Source organism: Rhodoferax sp. OV413 (genome assembly GCF_900104385.1).
In the GTDB taxonomy this organism is placed as follows: Bacteria; Pseudomonadota; Gammaproteobacteria; order Burkholderiales; family Burkholderiaceae_C; genus Rhodoferax_B.
Map to the genome: position 1 here is coordinate 1,307,474 of NZ_FNJA01000001.1, position 23,591 is coordinate 1,331,064.

General features: G+C 63.6%; 20 protein-coding genes. 8 read left to right on the top strand and 12 right to left on the bottom strand.

Going from position 1 to position 23,591, the window contains the following annotated elements; genetic code table 11:
- Nucleotides 1-64: 64 nt before the first annotated feature.
- Nucleotides 65-898 carry an IclR family transcriptional regulator gene (locus tag BLT66_RS05990; protein WP_092756636.1) on the bottom strand — a complete coding sequence of 278 codons (834 nt, stop codon included), beginning with the start codon at nucleotides 896-898 and terminating at the stop codon, nucleotides 65-67.
- A 164-nt stretch (nucleotides 899-1,062) separates the two neighbouring features.
- On the opposite strand from BLT66_RS05990, the gene BLT66_RS05995 reads away from it, so the two are divergent.
- Genes BLT66_RS05995 through maiA form a run of 4 tightly spaced genes read left to right on the top strand, consistent with a single transcriptional unit; the run spans nucleotide 1,063 to nucleotide 5,268 of the window.
- Nucleotides 1,063-2,043 carry a Bug family tripartite tricarboxylate transporter substrate binding protein gene (locus tag BLT66_RS05995; protein WP_092756638.1) on the top strand — a complete coding sequence of 327 codons (981 nt, stop codon included), beginning with the start codon at nucleotides 1,063-1,065 and terminating at the stop codon, nucleotides 2,041-2,043.
- 9 nt (nucleotides 2,044-2,052) lie between these two features.
- Nucleotides 2,053-3,348 carry a homogentisate 1,2-dioxygenase gene (hmgA, locus tag BLT66_RS06000; RefSeq protein WP_092756640.1) on the top strand — a complete coding sequence of 432 codons (1,296 nt, stop codon included), beginning with the start codon at nucleotides 2,053-2,055 and terminating at the stop codon, nucleotides 3,346-3,348.
- The gene (gene fahA / locus BLT66_RS06005; RefSeq protein ID WP_092756642.1) at nucleotides 3,345-4,619 is read left to right on the top strand and encodes a fumarylacetoacetase; all 1,275 of its coding nucleotides are present in this window, start codon (nucleotides 3,345-3,347) and stop codon (nucleotides 4,617-4,619) included. Before hmgA ends, fahA begins: the two co-directional genes overlap by 4 nt.
- Nucleotides 4,620-4,626: 7 nt before the next feature.
- Nucleotides 4,627-5,268 carry a maleylacetoacetate isomerase gene (maiA, locus tag BLT66_RS06010; RefSeq protein WP_218922558.1) on the top strand — a complete coding sequence of 214 codons (642 nt, stop codon included), beginning with the start codon at nucleotides 4,627-4,629 and terminating at the stop codon, nucleotides 5,266-5,268.
- Here maiA and BLT66_RS06015 read toward each other — a convergent pair.
- Nucleotides 5,265-6,506 (bottom strand): MFS transporter, encoded by a 1,242-nt coding sequence (locus BLT66_RS06015; protein WP_092756644.1) that lies wholly within the window; start codon nucleotides 6,504-6,506, stop codon nucleotides 5,265-5,267. The two genes, maiA and BLT66_RS06015, sit on opposite strands and share 4 nt — an antisense overlap.
- Nucleotides 6,507-6,584: 78 nt before the next feature.
- On the opposite strand from BLT66_RS06015, the gene BLT66_RS06020 reads away from it, so the two are divergent.
- Entirely contained in the window at nucleotides 6,585-7,421 is an 837-nt protein-coding gene (locus BLT66_RS06020) for an AraC family transcriptional regulator (protein WP_092756646.1), read from the top strand.
- Between the two features lie 86 nt (nucleotides 7,422-7,507).
- Here the strand turns inward: BLT66_RS06020 and aspS are convergent, their stop codons facing one another.
- The 10 genes from aspS to serA form a co-directional block, all read right to left on the bottom strand.
- Entirely contained in the window at nucleotides 7,508-9,316 is a 1,809-nt protein-coding gene (aspS, locus tag BLT66_RS06025; RefSeq protein ID WP_255406786.1) for an aspartate--tRNA ligase, read from the bottom strand.
- A gap of 85 nt (nucleotides 9,317-9,401) precedes the next feature.
- Nucleotides 9,402-10,037, bottom strand: a complete 636-nt coding sequence (locus tag BLT66_RS06030; protein ID WP_092757043.1) for a DUF502 domain-containing protein — start codon at nucleotides 10,035-10,037, stop codon at nucleotides 9,402-9,404.
- A 6-nt stretch (nucleotides 10,038-10,043) separates the two neighbouring features.
- A complete protein-coding gene (locus BLT66_RS06035; protein WP_092756650.1) occupies nucleotides 10,044-10,397 on the bottom strand; it encodes an FmdB family zinc ribbon protein in 354 nt (117 codons plus the stop codon).
- A gap of 71 nt (nucleotides 10,398-10,468) precedes the next feature.
- Nucleotides 10,469-12,049 carry a ubiquinone biosynthesis regulatory protein kinase UbiB gene (ubiB, locus tag BLT66_RS06040; RefSeq protein WP_092756652.1) on the bottom strand — a complete coding sequence of 527 codons (1,581 nt, stop codon included), beginning with the start codon at nucleotides 12,047-12,049 and terminating at the stop codon, nucleotides 10,469-10,471.
- Nucleotides 12,046-12,588, bottom strand: coding sequence for a hypothetical protein (locus tag BLT66_RS06045; protein ID WP_092756654.1), 543 nt, complete (start codon nucleotides 12,586-12,588; stop codon nucleotides 12,046-12,048). The genes ubiB and BLT66_RS06045 overlap by 4 nt, the downstream gene beginning before the upstream one ends.
- A 60-nt stretch (nucleotides 12,589-12,648) precedes the next feature.
- A complete protein-coding gene (locus tag BLT66_RS06050; protein ID WP_092756656.1) occupies nucleotides 12,649-13,629 on the bottom strand; it encodes a Tim44 domain-containing protein in 981 nt (326 codons plus the stop codon).
- A gap of 41 nt (nucleotides 13,630-13,670) precedes the next feature.
- Nucleotides 13,671-14,402 (bottom strand): bifunctional demethylmenaquinone methyltransferase/2-methoxy-6-polyprenyl-1,4-benzoquinol methylase UbiE, encoded by a 732-nt coding sequence (gene ubiE / locus BLT66_RS06055; RefSeq protein ID WP_092756658.1) that lies wholly within the window; start codon nucleotides 14,400-14,402, stop codon nucleotides 13,671-13,673.
- A 132-nt stretch (nucleotides 14,403-14,534) separates the two neighbouring features.
- Complete coding sequence (locus BLT66_RS06060) at nucleotides 14,535-14,948, bottom strand: gamma-butyrobetaine hydroxylase family protein (protein WP_092756660.1); 414 nt, start codon at nucleotides 14,946-14,948, stop codon at nucleotides 14,535-14,537.
- Nucleotides 14,948-18,826, bottom strand: coding sequence for a DUF3683 domain-containing protein (locus tag BLT66_RS06065; RefSeq protein ID WP_092756662.1), 3,879 nt, complete (start codon nucleotides 18,824-18,826; stop codon nucleotides 14,948-14,950). The genes BLT66_RS06060 and BLT66_RS06065 overlap by 1 nt, the downstream gene beginning before the upstream one ends.
- A gap of 121 nt (nucleotides 18,827-18,947) precedes the next feature.
- Nucleotides 18,948-20,177, bottom strand: a complete 1,230-nt coding sequence (gene serA / locus BLT66_RS06070; protein WP_092756664.1) for a phosphoglycerate dehydrogenase — start codon at nucleotides 20,175-20,177, stop codon at nucleotides 18,948-18,950.
- A gap of 282 nt (nucleotides 20,178-20,459) precedes the next feature.
- Here serA and ugpB point away from each other — a divergent pair, with 282 nt between their 5' ends.
- Genes ugpB through ugpE form a run of 3 tightly spaced genes read left to right on the top strand, consistent with a single transcriptional unit; the run spans nucleotide 20,460 to nucleotide 23,539 of the window.
- Entirely contained in the window at nucleotides 20,460-21,773 is a 1,314-nt protein-coding gene (ugpB, locus tag BLT66_RS06075) for a sn-glycerol-3-phosphate ABC transporter substrate-binding protein UgpB (RefSeq protein WP_092756666.1), read from the top strand.
- A gap of 20 nt (nucleotides 21,774-21,793) precedes the next feature.
- Nucleotides 21,794-22,675 (top strand): sn-glycerol-3-phosphate ABC transporter permease UgpA, encoded by an 882-nt coding sequence (gene ugpA / locus BLT66_RS06080; RefSeq protein WP_092756668.1) that lies wholly within the window; start codon nucleotides 21,794-21,796, stop codon nucleotides 22,673-22,675.
- 12 nt (nucleotides 22,676-22,687) lie between these two features.
- Nucleotides 22,688-23,539, top strand: coding sequence for a sn-glycerol-3-phosphate ABC transporter permease UgpE (gene ugpE, locus BLT66_RS06085; RefSeq protein ID WP_092756670.1), 852 nt, complete (start codon nucleotides 22,688-22,690; stop codon nucleotides 23,537-23,539).
- Nucleotides 23,540-23,591: the final 52 nt, after the last annotated feature.

Here is a 23,591-nt window from a genome sequence, read left to right on the forward strand (position 1 = left end):
AGCCAAACAAGCCTCTAGCGCAAACAAAACCTGCGCTGGTAGCTATTAAAAAAGTAGCGCCTTACTACGCTGCCACATAGCCCAGCCGCCGCGATATGTCGGCGGCGGCTTGGCGCACTGCCACGGCCATCGTCGAATCCCAGTCCGCGTCAAAATTATCCGCATGGCCCAGCGCTGTGATCACCAGGGCTACATGGCCCTCGTGGTCAAAAGCCGCCGCGCCAAAGGCGTTCACACTGGGCACCGGCCGGCCCAGCGCACGGGTCACGCCATGCGCTTGCACCTCCTCGCTGGCCGAGCGCAGCTCCCGGTCCAGATGCTGGGCACCCAGCAGGTCCGCCGGGCTGAACTGCCCCATCGGCCCGGCCAGGGCTTCTTCCAGGATTTTCCGCGGCAATGCGGCTGCGAATGCGCGGCCGGTGGCCGTGCCCAGCACCGACATCACGGTGCCGGCCCGCATGTTCACATGCAGCGGCTGGCGCGCTTCGATCATGCGCACCACGGTCGGCCCCATATTGCCCCACAGGGCAATGATCACGCTTTGGTCAGTGCTGGCGGCCAGCCGCTCGGCCACCGGCACCGCCACCTTGATCGGGTCCAGCTGGTGCAGGCAGGTCAGCCCCAGCTGCAGCGCGGCCGGCCCCAGCGCGTAGCGGCCGGTGCCCAGGTCTTGCTCGATCAAGCCCAGCTTGCCAAAGCTGACCAGGTAGGGATGCGCCCGTGCGGCCGGCAGGCCGGCCCCGGCAGCCAAGTCTTTCAAGGTCATCGCACTGGGATGCGCCGCCAGCGTCAACAGCAGGCGTCCACCCACCTCGACCGACTGCACAGCGCGCTGGGCCTTGGCGTCGGGTAGGTCCGCGGTGGTATCTGCAGGAGGTTTGGAAAGCGGTTTTTTCATGCGTTGCTAAGAAAACAAAGTGTGTGGCTGGGCGGCATTGTGATTGGATTTTGCAACGCCCCTATGCCGATACGCAAATGACAAATGCATTTGACAAAGACAAATTTAAAAATAAAATTGCAAACTGATTTGCTCTAAGCAAACTTTCAATCATTGGAGACACCATGGCAAGCCTTTCCTTCGTATCCCGCGCCAGCCGCGCACTGGGCGCAGCAGCGCTGACTTTATGCACCCTGGGCGCTCTGGCACAGGACGGCAAACCCGTCGAATGGGTGCTCGGCTACGCGCCCGGAGGCGGCTCCGACGTGCTGGCCCGCTCACTGGCCGAAAGCATGGGCAAAAGCCTGGGCCAGCCGATCATCATCGTCAACAAACCCGGTGCCGCTACCAATATCGCAGCAGACTACGCAGCCAAGGCGCGCGATACCGAGCACACCATCCTCACAGCCGACTTCGCCACCCTGGCCGCCAACCCGGCCCTGTTCTCCAAACTGAGCTACAACGCCGAACGCGACTTCGCACCCATCGGGCTGCTGGGCCGCTTCCCCATGATCCTGGTGGTCGCGCCCAATGTGCCGGCCAAGAACTGGAAGGAGTTCCTGGCCTGGGCGCAGTCCCATGCCGAAGGCACCAACTACGCATCGGCCGGCATGGGCAGCCCGCACCATCTGGCGGTGGAGATGCTGGGCGACGCGGCCAAGCTCAAACTGACCCATGTGGCCTACCGCGGCGCAGCGCCTGCGGTGCAGGACGTGATCGGCGGCCAAGTGCCGTTCATGTTCATCGACTCGGCCGTCGGCTATCCGTTCATCGCCGCGGGCAAACTCAAGGCGATTGGCGTGGCCAGCCCCACACGCATCAAGACCATGGCCGAGATCCCTACCCTGGCCGAGCAAGGTCTGCCCAAGTTCGAGGCCTGGGCTTGGCAAGGCTTGGTAGCACCGGTGGCGGCTAAACCCGAGACCGTCGCCCGCTACAGCCGCGCACTGCAAGAGGCCCTGGCCAGTACGGCGATCAAGGCCCGCTTCCAGGCGCTGGGCGTCGAAGCCACCCCTGGCACACCGGGCCAGATGACCGCCTATGTGACAGCAGAACGCGAACGCTGGGGCCGCCTGATCCGCGCCAACAGCATCAAACTGGACTAAGGAACCCTGATGGAAACCGCTTTGCAGTACCAAGCCGGCTTCGGCAACAGCTTCGCCACCGAAGCCCTGGCCGGAGCCCTGCCGGTGGGCCGCAACTCGCCCCAGCGCTGCGCCTACGGCCTGTATGCCGAGCAGCTGACAGGCTCGGCATTTACCGCGCCGCGCGCCGAGAACCGCCGCTCCTGGCTGTACCGCATCCGCCCCTCGGCCATGCACACGCCGTTCCAGCCCCTGGCGGCCGCCGCCATGCGCAGCGACTTCGGCCCCACCCCACCGAACCAGCTGCGCTGGAACCCGCTGCCCGTGCTGCAGCAGCCTACCGACTTTGTCGACGGCCTGGTCTGCATGGCGGGCAATGGCGACCCGCATGCGCAGACCGGCAGCGCCATCTACCTGTATGCGGCCAACCGCTCCATGCAGCAACGGGTGTTCTACAGCGCCGACGGCGAGCTGCTGGTCGTGCTGCAGCAGGGCCGGCAGCGCTTCGTTACCGAACTCGGCGTGATCGAGGCCGAGCCGCAGGAAATCGTGGTGATTCCACGCGGCGTGCGTTTCAAAGTGGAGCTGCTGGACGCCGAGGCGCGTGGCTACATTTGCGAGAACTTTGGCGCCAACTTCCGCCTGCCGGACCTGGGCCCGATAGGCTCGAACGGCCTGGCGAATGCACGCGACTTTCTGACGCCGGTGGCCGCCTATGAAGACGTGGACCGCCCGCACGAACTGGTCGCCAAATTCATGGGCCAGCTATGGGCCGCGCAGATGGCGCATTCGCCGCTGGACGTGGTGGCCTGGCACGGCAATTACGCGCCCTACAAGTACGACCTGCGGCGCTTCAACGCCATAGGCTCGATCAGCTACGACCACCCGGACCCATCGATCTTTCTGGTGCTGCATTCGGCCAGTGACACGCCGGGCGTCAGCAATATCGACTTCGTGATCTTTCCACCGCGCATCCTGGCGATGCAGGACACCTTCCGCCCGCCCTGGTTCCACCGCAACATTGCCAGCGAATTCATGGGCCTGGTGCACGGCGCCTACGACGCCAAGGCCGATGGCTTTGTGCCCGGCGGCAGCAGCCTGCACAACTGCATGACCGGCCACGGCCCGGATGCCGAGACCTTCGAGAAAGCCAGCACCGCCGACATCTCCCAGCCGCACGTGATCACCGACACCATGGCCTTCATGTTCGAGACCCGTTGCGTGCTGCGCCCCACCCTGCAAGCCCTGGCCTCGCCGTCGCTGCAAACCGACTACCACCAATGCTGGCAAGGCCTGCAAAAACACTTTCACCCGGAACAGCTATGACGACCATCGACGCCACCCACGCCCCCACCTTGCAAAGCTGGGTCGCCTCCGCCAACGACCCGGCCAGCGACTTCCCACTGCAAAACCTGCCCTTCGGCCGCTTCCGGCTGGAGGAAGACGCCGACTGGCGCATAGGCGTGGCCATCGGCGACCAGGTGCTGGACCTGCGCGCCGCCGGCCTGATCGACAGCCACGACATGAACCGGCTGATGCGCCTGCTGCCCGAAGCCCGGCGCAGCCTGCGCCATGCCATGGTCGAGGGTTTGCGCGAAGGCAGCCCACAGCAGGCCAAGTTCCAGGCTGCGCTGCATGCCCAGGCCAATGTCGAGCTGGGCCTGCCTTGCGAGATCGGCGACTACACCGACTTCTACACCAGCATCCACCACGCCACCACCATCGGCAAGCAGCTGCGCCCCGACAACCCGCTGTTGCCCAACTACAAATGGGTGCCCATCGGCTACCACGGCCGGGCCTCCAGCATCCAGCCCAGCGGCACCAGCTTCCACCGACCGAACGGCCAGACCAAGGCGCCCGACCAGGACGTGCCCAGCTTCGGCCCGTGCCGCCGGCTCGACTACGAGCTGGAACTCGGCCTGGTGGTGGGCCGCCCGAATCCGCTGGGCCAGCCGATCGCCATGGCCCAGGCCGAAGACCATGTGTTCGGCGTCGCCCTGTTCAACGACTGGAGCGCGCGCGATGTGCAGGGCTGGGAATACCAGCCGCTGGGCCCGTTCCTGTCGAAGAACTTCGCCAGCACGCTGTCGCCCTGGGTGGTGACGATGGATGCGCTGGCCCCGTTCCGCGCGCCGTTCAGCCGGCCCGAGGGCGATCCAGAACCCTTGAATTACCTGGTATCGCCCGCCAATACTGCGCAGGGTGCTATCGATATTGAACTGGAGGTGTGGCTGCAGACGGCACAGATGCGGGCTGCCGGCCATGCGGGCGACAAGCTGTCGCAGTCCAACTACCGCGACGCCTACTGGACCGTGGCCCAGCTGGTCGCACACCACACGGTGAACGGCTGCAATCTGCGCGCCGGTGATCTGTTTGGTACCGGCACGCTGTCGGGCCCCAAGCCCGAGCAAGGTGGTTCGCTGATGGAACTCAGCACCGGCGGTAAAAAGCCCTTCACGCTGAGCAGCGGCGAAACCCGCACCTACCTGGAAGACGGCGACACGGTGATCCTGCGCGGCTACTGCGTGCGCGAAGGCTTCCGGCGCATCGGCTTTGGCGAATGCCGGGGCACGGTGCTGCCGGCGGTGCAGATCTGAGGCTGCCATGCTGGTCCTGCACACCTACTTCCGCAGCTCGGCGTCCTACCGGGTGCGGATTGCGCTGGAGCTAAAAGGCCTGGCCTACCAGTCCGTGCCGGTACACATGCTGCGCGACGGGGGTGAGCAACACGCGCCCGCCTTTGCCGCGCTGAACCCGGCCGAGCTGGTGCCGGTGCTGGTTGATGGCGATGTCACCCTGAGCCAGTCGCTACCCATCATCGAGTACCTGGACGAGCTGCATCCGACACCGCCGCTGCTGCCGGCCGATGCGGCTGGCCGGGCCCGGGTGCGGGCCATCGCCCAGGCCATCGCCTGCGAAATCCATCCGCTGAACAATCTGCGCGTCATGCAGTACCTGGAGACCACGCTGGGGGTGGCGGTCGAGGCCAGGCGCACCTGGTACGCGCACTGGATCGCACTGGGCTTCAAGACGGTGGAGGCGATGCTGCAGCAGAGCAGTGGCGTGTACTGCCATGGCGATACGCCGACCCTGGCCGATTGCTGCCTGGTGCCACAGCTGTACAACGCCGAGCGCTTCCACGTGGCGCTGGATGCGTATCCGCTGGTGCGGCGTATAGGAGAGGCCTGCCGGCAGCTGCCGACCTTTCAACGCGCTGCACCGGAGGTGCAGGCCGACGCGGCTTAGGCCGTGGCGAGCGCCGTGCGGCGCACCTTGCGCACATTGAAGGCGCTGGCGATCAGCACCGCCTGCACCAGGGCCAGGCCGACCAGCACACCCGCGTACTGGTGGTGGTCCATCAAGGTACCGAACACCAGGGGCGACAGCGCCTGGCCGATGTCCAGCCCCGAATACACCACGCCGTAGACGCGGCCGGTGGAATTGGCCGGTGTGGCGCGCTTGACGATCAGGTCACGCGACGGGCCACCGGTGCCGGCCGAAAAACCCATCAGGCCGAAGAACACCGGCACCGCCCAGGCTGGCACATCGGCCAGCGCCAGCACCAGGGCCAGCGACGCCGCCACGCCAAAACCTATGCCGACGATACGTTCGCAACGCGTCGGGTCCGACGCCAGAAAGCCGCCCAGCACCATGCCACCCGAGCTGCAGACCATGTAGATGGTCAGGCACATGGCCACCATGGCCAGGGGCACGTTGTGCAGCTGGCGCGCGGCCTCGGGCGCAAAGGCCTGCACCACGCTCAGGGCAATGGCGTAGAAAAAGAAGAAGCCAAAGCACATCCATACCGCCGGGATGCGCATGAAGCCGAAGCTGCCGCCCTCCATCACCGGGGCGCCGGCTTTGGCCACCGGCATGGCGGGCAAGGCCAGCTTGTCGCGGTTGATCCACAGCACCGCCAGCACCGCAAACGCCAAGGTGCCGGCCGAGGCCAGCGCGGTGCGCCAGGAGAACGCCAGGGCAATTGGCACCAGCATGGCCGGCGCCAGCGCCCAGCCCAGGCTGCCGGTGATGCCGTGCACGCTGTACGCATGGCCCAAGCGCGGTGCGCTGATCTTGCGGTTCAGCAAGGTGTAGTCCACCGGGTGGAACACGCCGTTGCCAATGCCCGCCACCACCGAGAACGCCGCCAGCATCGCGTAGCTATGGCTAGCCGAAAAGCCAAACGCCGCCAAGCCCAGCAGCGCCAGGCCGCCGAACAGGATGGGCCGCGGGCCGAACTTGTCGACCACAAAGCCCGAGGCCATCTGCACCGCGCAGGAGACCACGAAGAAGATCGACATCAGAAAGCCGAGTTCGGCGTAGCTGGCGTTGAAGTCGTCCTTCAGCCAGGGGAACAGTGGCGCCAGCAGCAGCTGGCTGAAATGGCTGATCATGTGTGCGCCGCCGACCAGGCCGATCACGCCGGCCTCCTGGCGCAGGCTGACGGGATTGGCAGTGGGGAGAGGGATGCTTGATGTGCTCATGCAGCTATCGTAGTATCGGCCTGCCATTTCCGGAATACGGCAAAAAGACAGTTTTCAGCGAATTTCAGCCAAACCAGCATGGTCCGCACATCCGTCCTCAAATTCACCGAACTGGAGAGCGCCGACAACTTCGCGCCGACGCCGCAGCGCCCGCTGCGCTGCCGTGCGCGTTCGCTGCCGGTGGACACCCATTTCGAGCCGCACCAGCACGCCTGGTCGCAGCTGGCCTACTGCGACCGCGGCCTGATGCAGGTGACCGCCATCGACCACGGGCAGCACAGCAGCTTCATCGTGCCGCCCTCGCGCGCGGTGTGGATTCCGGCGAATCTGCCGCATGCCGTGACCCTGTTGGAGAACGCCCATCTGCGCACCCTGTACATGGACGTGTCGGCCACGCCGCCCGGCTGGACCGGCTGCCGCACCCTGGTGGTGTCGAGCTTTCTGCGCGAGTTGATCCATGCGCTGGAAGACACCCAGCCCGGGCCACGCGAGGACGCGCTAATCTTGCTGACCCTGCATGAGGTCACCTGCGCCGACACCCACAACCTGCGCATCGCCCTGCCGCAGGACAAACGGCTGCGCGCACTGTGCGACGCGGTGCTGCGCGAGCCGTCCCGGCAGGCCACGCTGGCCGAATGGGCCGCGGACTTCGGCGCCAGCGAGCGCACGGTAGCTCGGCTGTTCCGCGACGAGCTGGGCACCAGCTATCTGCAATGGCGCCAGCAGGCGGTGCTGGCCCACGCCCTGCCCTTGCTGGCGCGTGGCGTGCCGGTGAGCCAGGTGGCAGCAGACTGCGGCTACGCCAGCGACAGCGCGTTTGCTGCCATGTTCAAAGCCGCCATGGGCCAGTCGCCCAGCCAGTTCCAGGGCGCGGCCCTGAAATTTATGAAAAACAAGGCTCCAGCGCAGTTTTAATCTGTGCGAGTAGCTATCAAATCCATAGTGAATCAGGCGTTAAAAAGCCCGCACGGAGCGGGCTTTTTGCACAGGCGAAACCCGGATCAGGCGACGGGGTTGCGCAAGCGGATGTGCAGTTCGCGCAGCTGCTTCTCGTCCACGGTCGAAGGCGCTTGCGTCAGCAAGTCCTGCGCGCGCTGGGTCTTGGGGAAGGCAATCACGTCGCGGATGGACTCGGCGCCGGTCATCAGCGTCACGATGCGGTCCAGGCCGAAAGCCAGGCCGCCGTGCGGGGGCGCGCCGTACTGCAGGGCGTCCAGCAGGAAGCCGAATTTGTCTTGGGCTTCTTCGGGCGTGATCTTCAGTGCGTCGAAAACCTTCTGCTGCACGTCGGCGCGGTGGATACGGACCGAGCCGCCACCCATTTCCCAGCCGTTCAGCACCATGTCGTAGCCCTTGGAGATGCACTTCTCCGGCGCAGTGACCATCCAGTCTTCGTGGCCGTCTTTGGGCGCGGTAAACGGGTGGTGCGTGGCGGTGTAGCGCTGTGCGTCTTCGTCGAACTCGAACATCGGGAAGTCGACCACCCACATTGGGCGCCAGCCTTTTTCGAACAGGCCGTTCTTCTTGCCGAACTCGCTGTGGCCGATCTTGATACGCAGCGCACCGATCGCGTCGTTGACGATCTTGGCCTTGTCGGCGCCAAAGAAGATCAGGTCGCCATCTTGCGCGCCGGTGCGGGCCAGCACTTCGGCCAGGGCCTTGTCGTGGATGTTCTTGACGATCGGGCTTTGCAGGCCGTCGCGGCCCTTGGCCAGCTCGTTGACCTTGATGTAGGCCAGGCCCTTGGCACCATAGATCTTGACGAACTCGGTATAGCCGTCGATGTCGCTGCGGCTCAGGCCGCCGACCTCCTTGGCGCCTCCGGGCACGCGCAGGCCGACCACGCGGCCGTTCTTCATCGTCGCGGCACCCGAGAACACCTTGAAGTCCACATCGGCCATCACGTCGGTGAGTTCGGTAAATTCGAGCTTGACGCGCAAATCGGGCTTGTCGGAGCCGTAGCGGTGCGCGGCTTCCTGGAAGGTCATGACCGGGAACTCGCCCAGGTCCACGCCCAGGGTGTTCTTGAACACGGTGATGATCATGCCCTGGAACATATCGCGGATTTCCTGTTCGGTAAGGAACGAGGTTTCGATATCGATCTGGGTGAATTCAGGCTGGCGGTCGGCGCGCAGGTCTTCGTCACGGAAGCACTTGGTGATCTGGTAGTAACGGTCGTAGCCGGCCACCATCAGCAGCTGCTTGAACAGCTGCGGGCTTTGCGGCAGCGCGAAGAACATGCCTTCGTGCACGCGGCTGGGCACCAGGTAGTCGCGCGCGCCTTCGGGCGTGGACTTGCCGAGCATCGGGGTTTCGATGTCGATGAAACCGTGCGTGTCCAGAAACTTGCGCACTTCCATGGCCACGCGGTAGCGCAGCATCAGGTTGTTTTGCATGTAGGGACGGCGCAGGTCCAGCACGCGGTGCGTCAGGCGGGTGGTTTCCGACAGGTTGTCATCGTCCAGCTGGAACGGGGGCGTGACCGAGGGGTTCAGCACCACCAGTTCGTGGCACAGAATTTCGATCTTGCCGCTTTTCAGGTTGTCGTTGACCGTGCCTTCGGGGCGCGCGCGCACCAGGCCCTTGATCTGCACGCAGAACTCGTTACGCAGGGTCTCAGACACGGCGAACATCTCGGCGCGGTCCGGGTCGCACACCACTTGCACATAGCCTTCACGGTCGCGCAAGTCGACAAAAATCACGCCACCGTGGTCACGGCGGCGGTTGACCCAACCGCAAAGGGTGACAGTCTGGCCCAGCAGGGCTTCGGTCACAAGACCGCAGTAGGTGGTACGCATTTGAGATTGCATGGCTATCGATTTCTGGCGCCGCTAAGGGGCGCAAAGGTTAACAAAGACGGCGGTGCCGGTGCGGCCCGCCAATACACATAAGTTTTTAGGAGTTTTGAGGCAGCTTGGCGGGGTGCGGTGCAACACCGTTAGGCACCACCACGCCCATGGAGACGATGTACTTCAGCGCCTCGTCCACACTCATCCGCAGTTCCACGCACTCGCTGGCGCGCAGCATGACGAAGTAGCCGCCGGTCGGGTTCGGCGTGGTCGGCACATAGACCGTCAGGTATTCGCCCTGCAGATAGTTGGCGGTATCGCCACCGGGCACGCCGGTCACGAAAGCAATCGTCCAGACGCCTTCGCGCGGCCACTGCACCAGCACCGCTTTGCGGAAAGCATTGCCGTTTTCGGAAAACAAGGTGTCGGACACCTGCTTCACGCCCGAGTAGATTGAGCTGACGATAGGAATACGGTGCAGCAGCAGATTCCACCAGTCAACCAGCTTGCGGCCCACAAAATTGCTGGCCACCGCGCCCACGATCAGCAGCGAGCCAAAAGCCAGCAGCACGCCGAAACCGGGGAGGTGGAAACCCAGCAGCTTGTCGGGGTGCCAGCTGGACGGCAGGATCAACAGGGTTTGGTCCAGCGTACTGATCACCCATTCCAGCACCCAGACGGTGATGGCCACGGGGACAATCACCAACAGGCCGGACAACAGCCATTTGCGGATAGCAGCCATCATGAATCAGGTCGCCGAGCCGGTGCCGCTGGAAGGAGCCGGCGCGGGCGCGGGGGCAGCTACGGCCGGCGCAGGCGCCGAGCTGCTGTCGGAAGACTTGGCAGCTCCGGCGTCGGTGGATGCGGCGGGCTTACCGTCGTCCACCTTGGGCGCGGGTGTGGTGGTAGCGGCTGCGCCACCGCCCTTGAAGTCGGTCACATACCAGCCCGAGCCCTTGAGCTGAAAACCGGCGGCGGTGACTTGTTTCTTGAATGCGGCGGCACCGCAAACGGGGCAGTCGGTCAGCGGCGCATCAGACATTTTCTGCAATACGTCTTTGCTGTGCCCGCAAGACTCGCATTTATAAGCGTAGATAGGCATGGCGTGGAAGGCTCGGGTTGAAGTCGCAAAACCTACGATTATAGTTTGACCGGGTAAAAACCCGGTCGGCACTAGAACAGGAACGGGGATAAGAAAAGCAGGCGCATCACCAGCAGCCCCAGGCCGAAACCAATCGCACCGAACACCAGGCCATGCAGCAGCCGGTTGGTACGCCGGTGTTCGAGCAGCAGCTCTTCCAGCAGCTTGCGCTGGTCGCCGCCACGGTCGGCCGCGCCCTGCTTCAAGAAATCGACCAGCAGGCGCGGCAGCTCGGGTAGCAGCTTGGCATAGCGTGGCGCCTCGTTTTTCAGCTGCTCGATGAAGGCCTTGGGGCCGATCTGCTCCAGCATCCACTTTTCCAGGAAGGGCTTGGCGGTGTTCCACAGGTCCAGCTCGGGGTCGAGTTCGCGGCCCAGGCCCTCGATATTCAGCAGGGTTTTCTGCAGCAGCACCAGCTGCGGCTGGATCTCGACCTGGAAGCGGCGCGAGGTCTGGAACAGGCGCATCAGGATGATGCCAAGCGAGATTTCCTTCAGCGGACGGTCGAAAACCGGCTCGCAGCAGGCGCGGATGGCAGCTTCCAGCTCGTCGACGCGGGTATTCGCGGGCACCCAGCCGGATTCGATGTGCAGCTCGGCGACGCGCTTGTAGTCGCGCCGGAAGAAGGCGGTGAAGTTCTGCGCCAGATACTCTTTGTCGAACTCGGTCAGGGTGCCGACGATGCCGAAGTCCAGCGAGATGTAGCGGCCAAAGGTGGCCGGCTCCACAGACACCTGGATATTGCCCGGGTGCATGTCGGCATGGAAGAAGCCGTCGCGGAACACCTGGGTGAAGAAGATGGTCACACCGTCGCGGGCCAGCTTTTGAAAGTCAACGCCCGCGGCGCGCAGCCGCTCGGTCTGGCTGATGGGAATGCCGGTCATGCGTTCCATCACGATGACCTCGGTGGCACAGTAGTCCCAGAACATCTCGGGGATCAGCACCAGGTTCAGCCCGTCCATATTGCGCCGCAGCTGCGCCGCGCTGGAGGCTTCGCGCACCAGGTCCAGCTCGTCGTGCAGGTATTTATCGAACTCGGCCACCACCTCCATGGGCTTCAGACGCTTGCCATCGGCCGACAGGCCTTGCACCCACCCAGCCATGGTGCGCATCAACCCCAGGTCGCTCTCGATAGCCGGCAGCATGCCGGGGCGCAGCACCTTGACTGCCACGTCGCGCAGGCGGCCGTTGCGGTCTTTCAGTACCGCAAAGTGCACCTGGGCGATGGACGCGCTGGCCACCGGCGTGTGGTCAAAGCTCTCAAAGATGTCGCCCACCGATTTGCGGAACGCGCGCTCGATGGTGGCGACCGCCACGGCCGATGGAAACGGCGGCACACGGTCCTGCAAACGGGCCAGCTCGTCGGCGATGTCGGGCGGCAGCAGGTCACGCCGGGTCGACAGCACCTGGCCGAACTTCACAAAGATCGGCCCTAGGCGCTCCAGCGCCTCGCGCAAGCGCACGCCGCGCGGCGCATCCAGCTTGCGGCCTACCGACAGCACGCGGGCCAGCACCCCCAGCCAGGGTTTCTGGAAGCTGGTCAGTACCAGCTCATCCAGCCCGTAGCGCAGTACGATCCAAACGATGTAGGCGCCGCGAAAAATCCGGCTCATGCGGGTGCCTTGTCGGCACCGGGACGCTGGCCTACGAACTGGCGCAGGGTCGCCGCGGCGCTGCGGACCACATTGCCCACGGTATGGGCGGCCGTGTCGCCCACCAGCTTCGACAGGTCTTCTTCCAGATCCCAGCGCACGTGGTCGACCAGCCAATTGACCTCGGCCGCCAGCTGCACATCGCCCTCGATGCGCACACCCGGCTTATCGGCCCGCAGGGCTTGCTGGGCCAACGCCAAGGGCGAGGTTTCGGTGATGGTCAAGGTAAGGTCGGCGCGCATGCCGGGAGTGGCCCGGTCCAGCAGGCCGGCGGGTGTAGCCACCAGGGACATGTGGAAGCTGCGCCACTGCACCAGAACCACACTGCCCTTTTGACGGACCAGGCGGGTCATGGCTTCAGGTTCTTGCTGCAGCACATGGTTGAGCAGCAGCACAACGCGGTTTTGCACCTCGTCCACAACCCAGGGTGGCGGCTGCAGCGTGGCGCTGGCGCGGTTGAAAAGGTCTTCGAGCAAAGAAAAGGGGGACTGTGTTGCCATAGTCCCCCATTATCCGGGATAGTTTCTCGACCTCGGGACGCAAGCGTCCTTGACCAATCGCTATTGCAGGGCTTGGACCCCAGCGACCAGCCAGCCGCTGCCGCCGTTCTTCGGTTTGGTCATGTTCCAGACTTCGCGGAACGGGCTCGGGCCGGCGGATGGCTCTTCGCGGATCATTCCGGAGAACTCGACGCTGGCCATGTAGTCGTTGCCCAGGTCTTCAATGCCCAGCAGCTTGGCTTCCAGCATCACCACGTCGGTCTTGTTGACCTGGCCGCCGGTATGGGTTTCGCGTTCGGTCAGTTGGGACTGGATCTCGCCCAGCATCGTGTCGGTCATCATCGCCCGCAGCGACGAAATGTCCGAACGGTCCCAGGCGGATTGCAGGGTGATGAAATTGTTCTTCGCGGCCTTCAGGAAGCCTTCGGAATCAAAGCCTGCGGGCACACCCCAGCTCTGCCCACCAGCCAGTGCCGAGCCGATCATCGAACCCGATGCGGCGCCATCCAAAGGCAGGGAATTGGTGCGCTCGAACGGACGGGCCGATGCGTCGTTGCCCACGTTTTCCACCCGGTAGGCGGGCGCTGTGGCCGGCGCCGCAGGGCTGGCCCCCTGGAAGGCGAACGGGCTATTGCCGGACGCTGACGCGCCGGTATTCTTGCGCGACCGCATGAACCAGCTGAACAAGACCATACCCACCAACACCACCAGGGCAATCAGCATGAACTGGCCCATGGCCGCGCCCAAGCCCAAGGAGCTGGCCAACCAGGCCAGGCCCAGGCCTGCAGCCAGGCCGCCGAGCATCGCACCCCAGGGGCGCTTGGGCGCCGCCGCAGCGGGTGCGGCCGTCGCCGGCTTGGCGGCGGCGTTGTTGGCGTTTTGGGCCGGTGCAGCAGGTGCTGCGGGAGCCGCCTGGCGCTGGGTCACATTGCTGGACTGCTGCCCGATGGATTTACCTCCACCCATGCGGCGTGCCGCTTCGGCATCGAAGCCCGCGCCCAAGGCGATGGTGGCCGCCAAAACTATTGCCCAGAATTTCATGGTATCTCCGTGTATTTATAAAGTATTAGACGCCAGGACCATCAGCACTTGATGCCAACGTGCAGCGCCACCATGCCACCGGTAAGGTTGTGGTAGTCCACATGGCCGAAGCCCGCGGCCTGCATCATGGTCTTCAGTTCCTTCTGGCCGGGGTGCATGCGGATCGACTCGGCCAGATAGCGGTAGCTGGCGTCGTCGCCTGCCACCAGCTTGCCCAGCTGCGGCAACACCTTGAACGAATACCAGTCGTAGGCCTTCTCCAGCGGCTGGGCGACCTTGGAAAACTCCAGCACCAGCAGCTTGCCGCCAGGCTTGAGCACCCGGCACATCTCGGCCAGGGCCACATCCTTGTGGGTCATATTGCGCAGGCCAAAGGCCACGCTGACGCGGTCAAACGACGCGTCTTCAAACGGCAGCTTCTCGGCATCGCAGACCATAGTCGGCAGCACCACGCCGGCATCTAGCAGGCGATCGCGGCCCGTACGCAGCATGGCTTCGTTGATGTCGGTATGCACCACGCGGCCACTGGCGCCGACCTTCTTGGCAAAGGCCATGGACAGGTCGCCGGTACCCCCGGCAATGTCCAGCACCTGGTGGCCTTCGCGGATATCGGCGACCAGCACGGTGTAGGCCTTCCAGGCGCGGTGCAGACCTGCCGACATCAGGTCGTTCATCAGATCGTATTTGGAAGCGACCGAGTCGAACACACCGCGCACATGGCGGGCTTTATCGCTCTCGTCGACCGACTGGAAACCAAAATGGGTAGTGCTCATGTTTTTTATACTAAGTCAGAAAGCTGACGCCGGGCACCGACAACCCTGCTCAGCCATGGGAGATTCAAAGAAAAAGGGCTTCTGGCGCACATTCCACCTGCGCCAGTAGCTATTTTATCTATAGCAGGCAGCTTAGTGGCTACCGCAGCCGTGCGCGGCCTTGCCCGGCATGGGGGCGTCGCGGTCGACGCCGGCGGCCGCCAGGCGGGCTTCGTAGTCAGCCCACAACTTCTGCTCTTGCGAACCCAGGAAGTACAGGTAGTCCCAGGTGAAGATGCCGGTGCTGTGGCCGTCGGAGAACGTGGGCTGCACGCCGTAGTTGCCTACCGGCTCCAGGCCCACCAGGGTGACTTCGCGCATGCCGGTCTGCAGGGTTTCCTGGCCCGGGCCGTGGCCTTGCACTTCGGCCGAAGGCGAATATACGCGCATCAACTCGAACGGAATGCGAAAGCTGGCGCCGTCCGAGAACGTGACTTCCAGCACCCGCGACTGGCCATGTACCGTGATGTCTTCCGGCGTCGGCGCGCCTTTGGTCAAGCCGGCCATCAGACCAACACCCGCTCAATACCACCGTTATTGGCTTGCGCCACATAGGTCGGCAGCCACTGGTCACCCAGGATCTGGTTCGCCATTTCGACCACGATGTAGTCGGCTTCCAGCAGGCCGTTCTGCAGGTCGTTGCCGTAGCGGCTCAGGCCTTGCAAGCAGCTGGGGCAGCTGGTCAGGATCTTCAGGTTGTCCTGCGGGCCCACCTGGCCGGACTCGCGCAGCGCGGTCTCGGACTTGCGCAGCTCTTCTTCCTTGCGGAAGCGGATTTGCGTGGAGATGTCGGGCCGGGTCACGCCCAGCGTACCGGACTCGCCGCAGCAGCGCTTGCTCTCGGTGACCTGGTCGCCCAGCAGCGCCTTCACCGTCTTCATCGGCTCCTGCAGCTTCATCGGCGTATGGCAGGGATCGTGGTACAGATAAGTACCGCCATTGTTCAAGGTGATGCCCTTTTCCAGCAGGTATTCGTGGATGTCGATGATGCGGCAACCGGGGAAGATCTTGTCGAACTCGTAGCCCTGCAGCTGGTCGTAGCAGGTGCCACAGCTGACCACCACGGTCTTGATGTCCAGGTAGTTCAGCGTGTTCGCCACACGGTGGAACAGTACCCGGTTGTCGGTGATGATCTTGTCGGCCTTGTCGAACTGGCCGCTGCCCTTTTGCGGGTAGCCGCAGCACAGGTAGCCGGGTGGCAGCACGGTCTGCACGCCGGCGTGCCAGAGCATGGCCTGCGTCGCCAGGCCGACCTGGCTGAAGAGACGCTCGGAGCCGCAGCCGGGGAAGTAAAACACCGCTTCCGACTCGCTGGTGGTGGCCACCGGATTGCGGATGATCGGCACGTAGTCCTTGTCCTCGATATCCAGCAGCGCGCGCGCCGTCTTCTTCGGCAGATTGCCCGGCATCTTCTTGTTGATGAAGTGGATCACCTGCTCTTTGATCGGCGCGGTGCCCAGGCTGGCGCGCGGCGCGGCGGTCTGCTTCTTGGCCGCGGGGCGCAGCAGGTCGTTGGCCAGGCGCTGGACCTTGAAGCCCACGTCGACCATGGCTGAGCGTACGAACTTGATGGTCTCGGGGTTGGTCGCGTTCAGGAAGAACATGGCCGCGGCATTGCCGGGGCGGAAGCTCTTTTTGCCCATCTTGCGCAGCAGGTTGCGCATGTTCATGGTCACGTCGCCGAAGTCGATCTTCACCGGGCACGGCGTCAGGCATTTGTGGCACACCGTGCAATGGTCGGCCACGTCCTCAAACTGCTCCCAATGCTTGATGGACACACCACGGCGGGTCTGCTCTTCGTACAGAAAAGCCTCGACCAGCAGCGAGGTGGCCAGGATCTTGTTGCGCGGGCTGTACAGCAGGTTGGCGCGCGGCACGTGGGTGGCGCACACCGGCTTGCATTTGCCGCAGCGCAGGCAGTCCTTCATGCTGTCGGCAATGGCGCCGATATCGCTCTGCTGCATGATCAGCGACTCGTGCCCCATCAACCCGAAGCTCGGGGTGTAGGCATTGGTCAAATCAGCGTCTAGCGCAATTCCCGCCTGCGCATGCAGCTGCGAATTTCGTAGCAACTTGCCTTTGTTGAAACGGCCTTCGGGGTCGATGCGTTGCTTGTAGTCGGTGAACGGCTGCATCTCGGCGTCGCTCAAAAACTCCAGCTTGGTGATGCCGATGCCGTGCTCGCCCGAGATCACGCCGTCCAGGCTGCGGGCCAGCGCCATGATGCGTTTCACCGCCTCGTGCGCGGTCTGCAGCATCTCGTAGTTGTCGCTGTTGACCGGCAGATTGGTGTGCACATTGCCGTCGCCGGCGTGCATGTGCAAGGCCACCCAGACCCGGCCCTTGAGCACCGTCTTGTGGATGGCGGTGCACTCGTCCAGGATGCCCTTGAAGCCAGCGCCGGTGAAGATGTTTTGCAGCTGGGCGCGAATCTGCGTCTTCCAGCTGGCGCGCAGGCTGTGGTCCTGCAGCTGGGGGAACAGGGTTTCCACGCCGTCCAGCCAGCCCTGCCACAAGGCGCGGGTCTCGGCGACCAGGCTCTGGGCCTGCACCACACGCTCTTCCAACAGCTCGGGGGACGGCACATCACCGTCTTCGTCGCCCTTGCCCAGCGGCAAGTTGCCGCGGCTGAAGAACTCTTGCAGTGCGTCGCACAGCTCCAGCTTGTTCTTCAGGCTGAGCTCGATGTTGATGCGCTCGATGCCATCGGTGTACTCGGCCATGCGCGGCAGCGGGATCACCACGTCTTCATTGATCTTGAAGGCGTTAGTGTGGCGGCTGATGGCGGCGGTCTTCTTCCGGTCCAGCCAGAATTTCTTGCGCGCCTCGGGGCTGATGGCGATAAAGCCTTCGCCGCTGCGCGAATTGGCGATGCGCACCACTTCACTGGTGGCGCGGGCCACGTCGTCGGCGTTGTCGCCTGCAATGTCGCCAAACAAGGCCATCTTGGGCAGGCCGCCGCGCTTGGACTTGGTGGTGTAGCCCACGGCCTTCAGGTAGCGGTCGTCCAGATGCTCGAGGCCCGCCAGCAACACGCCAGTGCGCTTTTGCTCGGCGAACATGAAGTCCTTGATCTCGACGATGCTGGGCACGGCATTCTTGGCGTCGCCAAAGAATTCCAGGCAGACAGTACGGGTGTGCGCCGGCATGCGGTGCACCACCCAGCGGCCGCTGGTGATCAGGCCGTCGCAGCCCTCTTTCTGGATGCCGGGCAGGCCGCTGAGGAACTTGTCGGTCACGTCCTTGCCCAGGCCTTCCTTGCGGAAGGTGCGGCCCGGGATGTCCAGGCGCTCGGTGCGGATCTTGGTCTTGCCGTCGGCTTCAAAGTACTGCAGCTCGAAGCTGGCCACTTCCACATCATGGATCTTGCCCAGGTTGTGGTTCAGGCGGGTGACTTCCAGCCACTGCGCGTCGGGCGTGACCATGCGCCAGGAGGCAAGGTTGTCCAGCGCCGTGCCCCAGAGCACGGCTTTCTTGCCGCCCGCATTCATGGCGATATTGCCGCCGATGCACGAAGCCTCGGCCGAAGTCGGATCGACCGCAAACACATAACCACCGCGCTCGGCTGCATCGGCCACGCGCTGGGTCACCACGCCGGCTTCGCTGTAGATGGTGGCCACCGGGTGGTCGACGCCGGGCAGAGTCACCATCTCCACCTCGGTCATGGCTTCGAGCTTTTCGGTGTTGATGACCGCGCTGTTCCAGGTCAACGGGATCGCGCCGCCGGTGTAGCCGGTGCCGCCGCCGCGCGGGATGATGGTCAGGCCAAGTTCGATGCAGCCTTTGACCAGGCCGGCCATTTCGGCCTCGGTGTCGGGGGTCAGCACCACGAACGGGTATTCGACGCGCCAGTCGGTGGCGTCGGTCACATGGCTGACGCGGCTCAGGCCGTCAAACTTGATGTTGTCCTTGGCGGTGAGCTTGCCCAGGACGCGCGCGGTCTTGCGGCGCAGATCCGCCACCTGGGTGAAAGTCTTGCCGAACTGGTCGACCGCGGCAGTGGCCGCCACCAGCAGCTCACCTACCAGCGCATCGCGTTCGCTATTGGCATCCGGCTTGCGGCGCTTGCCGACTTCGTCCAGCCGGTGGTGCAAGGCATCCACCAGCTGCTTGCGGCGTTTCGGGTTGTCCAGCAGGTCATCCTGCAGATAGGGATTGCGTTGCACCACCCAGATATCGCCCAGCACCTCGTACAGCATGCGGGCCGAACGGCCGGTTCGGCGCTCCTGGCGCAATCCATTCAGAACATCCCAGGCGCGCGCGCCCAGTAGGCGGATGACGATCTCACGGTCGGAAAACGAGGTGTAGTTGTACGGAATTTCGCGCAGGCGCACGGCTTCAGGGGCCTGCGCCAGCAGGGTGGACAACGCGGTGGGAGCATTCATGGAGAAATAACCTGGGGTGGGCAGCTGCGCCCATGGGCCTGGGAAGACAGATCGGGTAGCAATTTTAGGGCAGCGGACTTTCACCCCGCCGACAGCAGGTTGTCGGAAAGCGACGGCTCAATTAAAACAAGACGCGGCTGCGGATGGTGCCTGGCACGTGGGCCAGCTTTTCCAAGGCCAAATCAGAGGACGCAGCGTCGATATCGATCACCACGTAGCCAATCTTCTCGTTGGTCTGCAAGAACTGGGCAGCGATATTGATCTGGTTGTCGGTAAACACCTGGTTCACCGCCGACAGCACGCCCGGCACGTTGTGGTGGATGTGCAGCAAACGGTGCTTGCCCGAATGGCTGGACAAAGCGACTTCGGGGAAGTTGACCGACGAGGTGGAGGTGCCGTTGTCGCTGTACTTGACCAGCTTTTCCGCCACTTCCAGGCCGATATTGGCCTGCGCCTCCATGGTGGAGCCGCCGACGTGTGGGGTCAAGATCACGTTGTCCAGACCGCGCAAGGGCGACTGGAATTCATCCTTGTTGCTGCGCGGCTCCTCGGGGAATACGTCGATGGCGGCACCCAGCAGTTTCTTGGCTTTCAGGGCTGCAGCCAGGGCTTCGATATCCACCACCGTGCCGCGGGCGGCGTTGATCAGGATGCCGCCCTGCTTCATGGCCGCGATCTCGGCCGGGCCGATCATCCACTGGGTAGCCGCGGTTTCGGGCACATGCAACGTGACGATGTCGCTCTGGCCCAGCAGGTCGTGCAAGTTGCCCACCTGGCGCGCGTTGCCCAGCGGCAGCTTGGTCACCACGTCATAGAAGCAAACCTGCATGCCCAACGCCTCGGCCAGCACCGACAACTGGGTGCCGATGGAGCCGTAGCCGACGATGCCCAGGGTTTTGCCGCGGATCTCAAATGAATTCTCAGCCGACTTGAGCCAGCCGCCCCGATGCGCGACCGCGCTTTTCTCGGGGATGCCGCGCAGCAGCAAGATCGCCTCGGCCAGCACCAGCTCGGCGACCGAGCGGGTATTGGAAAACGGCGCGTTGAACACCGCAATGCCGCGTTCGCGGGCGGCTTCCAGGTCGACCTGGTTGGTGCCGATGCAGAAGCAGCCTACGGCGACCAGCTTGCTGGCGTGGGCAAACACCTCCGCGGTCAGCTGGGTGCGCGAGCGGATGCCTATGAAATGCGCGTCGGCGATCTTTTCCTTCAACTGCTCTTCGGGCAAAGCGCCAGGCAAGCTCTCGATCTGGGAGTAGCCGGCACTGCGCAGCACCTCCAGCGCGGAAGGGTGCACCCCCTCTAATAAGAGAAACTTGATCTTGCTTTTGTCCAGAGAAGTCTTGCGCATGCGGTGCCCGGCGTCAGAGGTGGAAAGGGGAAACAAGCTCCCCCAAGGGACGGCGATCCTAGCATGCTGCAACGCAGCAAACGGCACCCGCCAAGCACAGCATTGCTTACGTCAGGGGTTTAAGCACTCGCGCCCAAAACGCGGCGAAACGCATCAAAACGCATCCATACGAACGGGTTTTCCCGCTGGTGGACTTGTCAGCTAAGCGACAAAATTTCACTGTTCTGTCATAGCGTCCACCTAGCATCAGCCCTTTTGTCAACCGTTCTCCCAGGAGTTTCCATGCAAATCAACCGCTTGGCATTGGCTGCCGCCATCGCCGCAGCCACCGCCTTTTCTGCCCAGGCACAAACCGAGATCCAGTGGTGGCACTCCATGAATTCCGTCAACGGCGAATGGGTCAACGACCTGGCCAAGGACTTCAACGCCAGCCAGAAAGACTACAAGATCGTGCCAACCTACAAGGGCCAGTACGACGAATCGATGACCGCTGCGATTGCCGCCTTCCGCGCCGGCAATGCGCCGCACATCCTGCAGGTGTTTGAAGTGGGCACGGCCACCATGATGGCCAGCAAAAAAGCCATCATGCCGGTCGGCCAGATGATGAAGGACGCAGGCGAGAAGTTCGACCCCGCCGCCTACATCCCCGCCGTGGCCAGCTACTACACAGCGGCCAATGGCCAGATGATGAGCTTCCCGTTCAATAGCTCGACCACCGTGTTCTATTACAACAAGGACGCGTTCAAGGCTGCCGGCCTGGACCCCGAAAAGGCCCCCGGCACCTGGCCTGAAGTCGCCCTGGCCGCGGCCAAGCTGAAAGCCAGCGGCCACAAATGCCCGTTGACCCTGGCCTGGCAAGGCTGGACCCAGCTGGAGAGCTTCTCCACCTGGCACAACGTCGAGTTCGCCACCAAGGCCAACGGCCTGGGCGGCATGGACGCCCGCATGAAGATCAACTCGCCACTGCACGTGCGCCACATCGAAAACCTGGGCAACATGGCCAAGCAAGGCCTGTTCGTCTACAAGGGCCGGCAAAACATCCCCGAAGCCAGCTTTGTGTCGGGCGAGTGCGCCATGATCACCACCTCCAGCGGCTTCTACGGCAACGTGAAGAAGAACGCCAAGTTCGGCTTTGGCCTGGCCCCCCTGCCCTATTACCCCGACGTGCCCGGCGCGCCGCAGAACACCGTCATCGGCGGCGCCAGCCTGTGGGTTTTGGCTGGCAAGAAGCCCGATGAATACAAGGGCATCGCCAAGTTCTTCAGCTACCTGTCGCGCCCCGAAGTGCAGTCGGCCAGCCACAAGCGCACCGGCTACCTGCCGGTGACCACCGCCTCCTTCACGCTGACCGACAAGTCGGGCTTCTACAAAGAGAACCCCGGCACCGACGTGGCGCCGAACCAGATGATCCGCAAGACCACCACCAACTCGCGCGGCATCCGCCTGGGCAACTACCTGCAAGTGCGCGCCATCGAGGACGAAGAACTGGAACAGGTCTGGGGCGGCAAGAAGTCGGCCAAGGAAGCCCTGGACGCCATCGTGCTGCGCGGCAACGAGCAGCTTGAGCGCTTCGAAAAAGCCAACAAGGGCGGTTAAGCCGGAGCCCATTAGTCACTATGGAAAAACGCGTCGTCTTTCAATCGGGCTGGCTGCCCTGGGTCCTGATCACCCCGCAGGTCATCGTCATCACGGTGTTCTTCTTCTGGCCTGCGGGCCAGGCCATGCTGCAGTCTCTGCAGCAGTCGGACGCGTTTGGCACCTCGGTCGACTGGGTCGGGCTGGAGAACTTCCGCAACCTGTGGAACGACGCCAGCTACCTGGCCTCGTTCCAGACCACGGCGGTGTTCTCCATCCTGGTGGCGGTGCTGGGCATCGCCTTGTCGCTGATGCTGGCGGTATTTGCCGACCGTGTCATCAAGGGCGCCAGCTTCTACAAGACCCTGTTGATCTGGCCGTATGCGGTAGCCCCGGCCGTGGCCGGTGTGCTGTGGCTATTCATGTTCTCGCCCAGCATCGGCATCGTGGCCTATTGGCTAGGCCTGCTGGGGTTGGACTGGAACCATTTGCTGAACAGCACCCACGCCATGGCCCTGGTGGTGATGGCCGCGGTGTGGAAGCAGCTGTCGTACAACTTTTTGTTCTTTCTGGCGGGTTTGCAGTCGATCCCCAAGTCACTGATCGAAGCCGCCGCGATGGACGGCGCCCGGCCCTGGCGGCGCTTCTGGACCATCCAGTTCCCATTGCTGACGCCGACCAGCTTCTTCCTGCTGGTGATCAACATCGTCTACGCGTTTTTTGACACCTTCGCCATCATCGATGCGACCACCAAGGGCGGGCCAGGCAAGGACACCGCCATCCTGGTCTACAAGGTGTATTACGACGGCTTCAAGGCCATGGACCTGGGCGGCTCGGCTGCGCAGTCGGTGGTGCTGATGGTGATCGTGGTCGCACTCACGGTAGTGCAATTCAAGTTTGTCGAAAAGAAAGTGAACTACTGATGGCGGATATTTATGGTTGAGCGCCGTTCCTTTGCGGGCATGCTGGCCCATGTGATTCTGATTCTGGGCGTGATCATCGTGGCCTTCCCGGTCTACATCACCTTCGTCGCCTCCACCCATACCGCGAGCGAGATGGTGCAGATGCCCATCCCCATGCTGCCGGGCTCGCACTTTGTCGACAACTACGTGGCTGCGCTGAAGGGCGGCACCGGTAGCGGCGGCTCCAGCGCGTCGGTGGGCCGCATGATGGTGGTCAGCCTGGTGACGGCGCTGACGATTGCCATCGGCAAGATCGCCATCTCGCTGCTGTCGGCGTTTGCGCTGGTGTACTTCCGCTTTCCGTTCAAGCAGTTCTTCTTCTGGGCGATCTTCATCACGCTGATGCTGCCGGTCGAAGTGCGCATCGGCCCCACCTACAAAGTGGTGGCCGACCTGGGCATGCTGGACAGCTATGCCGGCCTGACGATTCCGCTGATTGCTTCGGCCACCGCCACCTTTTTGTTCCGCCAGTTCTTCATGAGCGTGCCGGATGAGCTGGTGGAGGCCGCGCGCATGGACGGCGCCGGGCCGATGCGCTTCTTCTGGGACATCCTGCTGCCGCTGTCGCGCACCAGCATGGCGGCGCTGTTCGTGATCCAGTTCATCTACGGCTGGAACCAGTACCTGTGGCCACTGCTGGTCACCACCAGCGAAGACATGTACCCGGTGGTGATCGGTATCAAACGCATGATCTCCGGCGGCGACGGCCAGACCGAATGGAACCTGGTGATGGCCACCGCCATTCTGGCCATGCTGCCGCCCGCGCTGGTGGTGATGCTGATGCAGAAGTGGTTCGTCAAGGGCCTTGTCGATACCGAGAAGTAGACCCGCAGATTTATAAAAAATAGGGCTCTGGCGCAGGTACTACTTGCGCCAG

Bases quoted from the DNA above. Each gene is read 5' to 3' on its own strand.
- BLT66_RS05990 (WP_092756636.1), bottom strand. From the start codon at position 898: ATGAAAAAACCGCTTTCCAAACCTCCTGCAGATACCACCGCGGACCTA.
- BLT66_RS05995 (WP_092756638.1), top strand. From the start codon at position 1,063: ATGGCAAGCCTTTCCTTCGTATCCCGCGCCAGCCGCGCACTGGGCGCA.
- hmgA (WP_092756640.1), top strand. From the start codon at position 2,053: ATGGAAACCGCTTTGCAGTACCAAGCCGGCTTCGGCAACAGCTTCGCC.
- fahA (WP_092756642.1), top strand. From the start codon at position 3,345: ATGACGACCATCGACGCCACCCACGCCCCCACCTTGCAAAGCTGGGTC.
- maiA (WP_218922558.1), top strand. From the start codon at position 4,627: ATGCTGGTCCTGCACACCTACTTCCGCAGCTCGGCGTCCTACCGGGTG.
- BLT66_RS06015 (WP_092756644.1), bottom strand. From the start codon at position 6,506: ATGAGCACATCAAGCATCCCTCTCCCCACTGCCAATCCCGTCAGCCTG.
- BLT66_RS06020 (WP_092756646.1), top strand. From the start codon at position 6,585: ATGGTCCGCACATCCGTCCTCAAATTCACCGAACTGGAGAGCGCCGAC.
- aspS (WP_255406786.1), bottom strand. From the start codon at position 9,316: ATGCAATCTCAAATGCGTACCACCTACTGCGGTCTTGTGACCGAAGCC.
- BLT66_RS06030 (WP_092757043.1), bottom strand. From the start codon at position 10,037: ATGGCTGCTATCCGCAAATGGCTGTTGTCCGGCCTGTTGGTGATTGTC.
- BLT66_RS06035 (WP_092756650.1), bottom strand. From the start codon at position 10,397: ATGCCTATCTACGCTTATAAATGCGAGTCTTGCGGGCACAGCAAAGAC.
- ubiB (WP_092756652.1), bottom strand. From the start codon at position 12,049: ATGAGCCGGATTTTTCGCGGCGCCTACATCGTTTGGATCGTACTGCGC.
- BLT66_RS06045 (WP_092756654.1), bottom strand. From the start codon at position 12,588: ATGGCAACACAGTCCCCCTTTTCTTTGCTCGAAGACCTTTTCAACCGC.
- BLT66_RS06050 (WP_092756656.1), bottom strand. From the start codon at position 13,629: ATGAAATTCTGGGCAATAGTTTTGGCGGCCACCATCGCCTTGGGCGCG.
- ubiE (WP_092756658.1), bottom strand. From the start codon at position 14,402: ATGAGCACTACCCATTTTGGTTTCCAGTCGGTCGACGAGAGCGATAAA.
- BLT66_RS06060 (WP_092756660.1), bottom strand. From the start codon at position 14,948: ATGGCCGGCTTGACCAAAGGCGCGCCGACGCCGGAAGACATCACGGTA.
- BLT66_RS06065 (WP_092756662.1), bottom strand. From the start codon at position 18,826: ATGAATGCTCCCACCGCGTTGTCCACCCTGCTGGCGCAGGCCCCTGAA.
- serA (WP_092756664.1), bottom strand. From the start codon at position 20,177: ATGCGCAAGACTTCTCTGGACAAAAGCAAGATCAAGTTTCTCTTATTA.
- ugpB (WP_092756666.1), top strand. From the start codon at position 20,460: ATGCAAATCAACCGCTTGGCATTGGCTGCCGCCATCGCCGCAGCCACC.
- ugpA (WP_092756668.1), top strand. From the start codon at position 21,794: ATGGAAAAACGCGTCGTCTTTCAATCGGGCTGGCTGCCCTGGGTCCTG.
- ugpE (WP_092756670.1), top strand. From the start codon at position 22,688: ATGGTTGAGCGCCGTTCCTTTGCGGGCATGCTGGCCCATGTGATTCTG.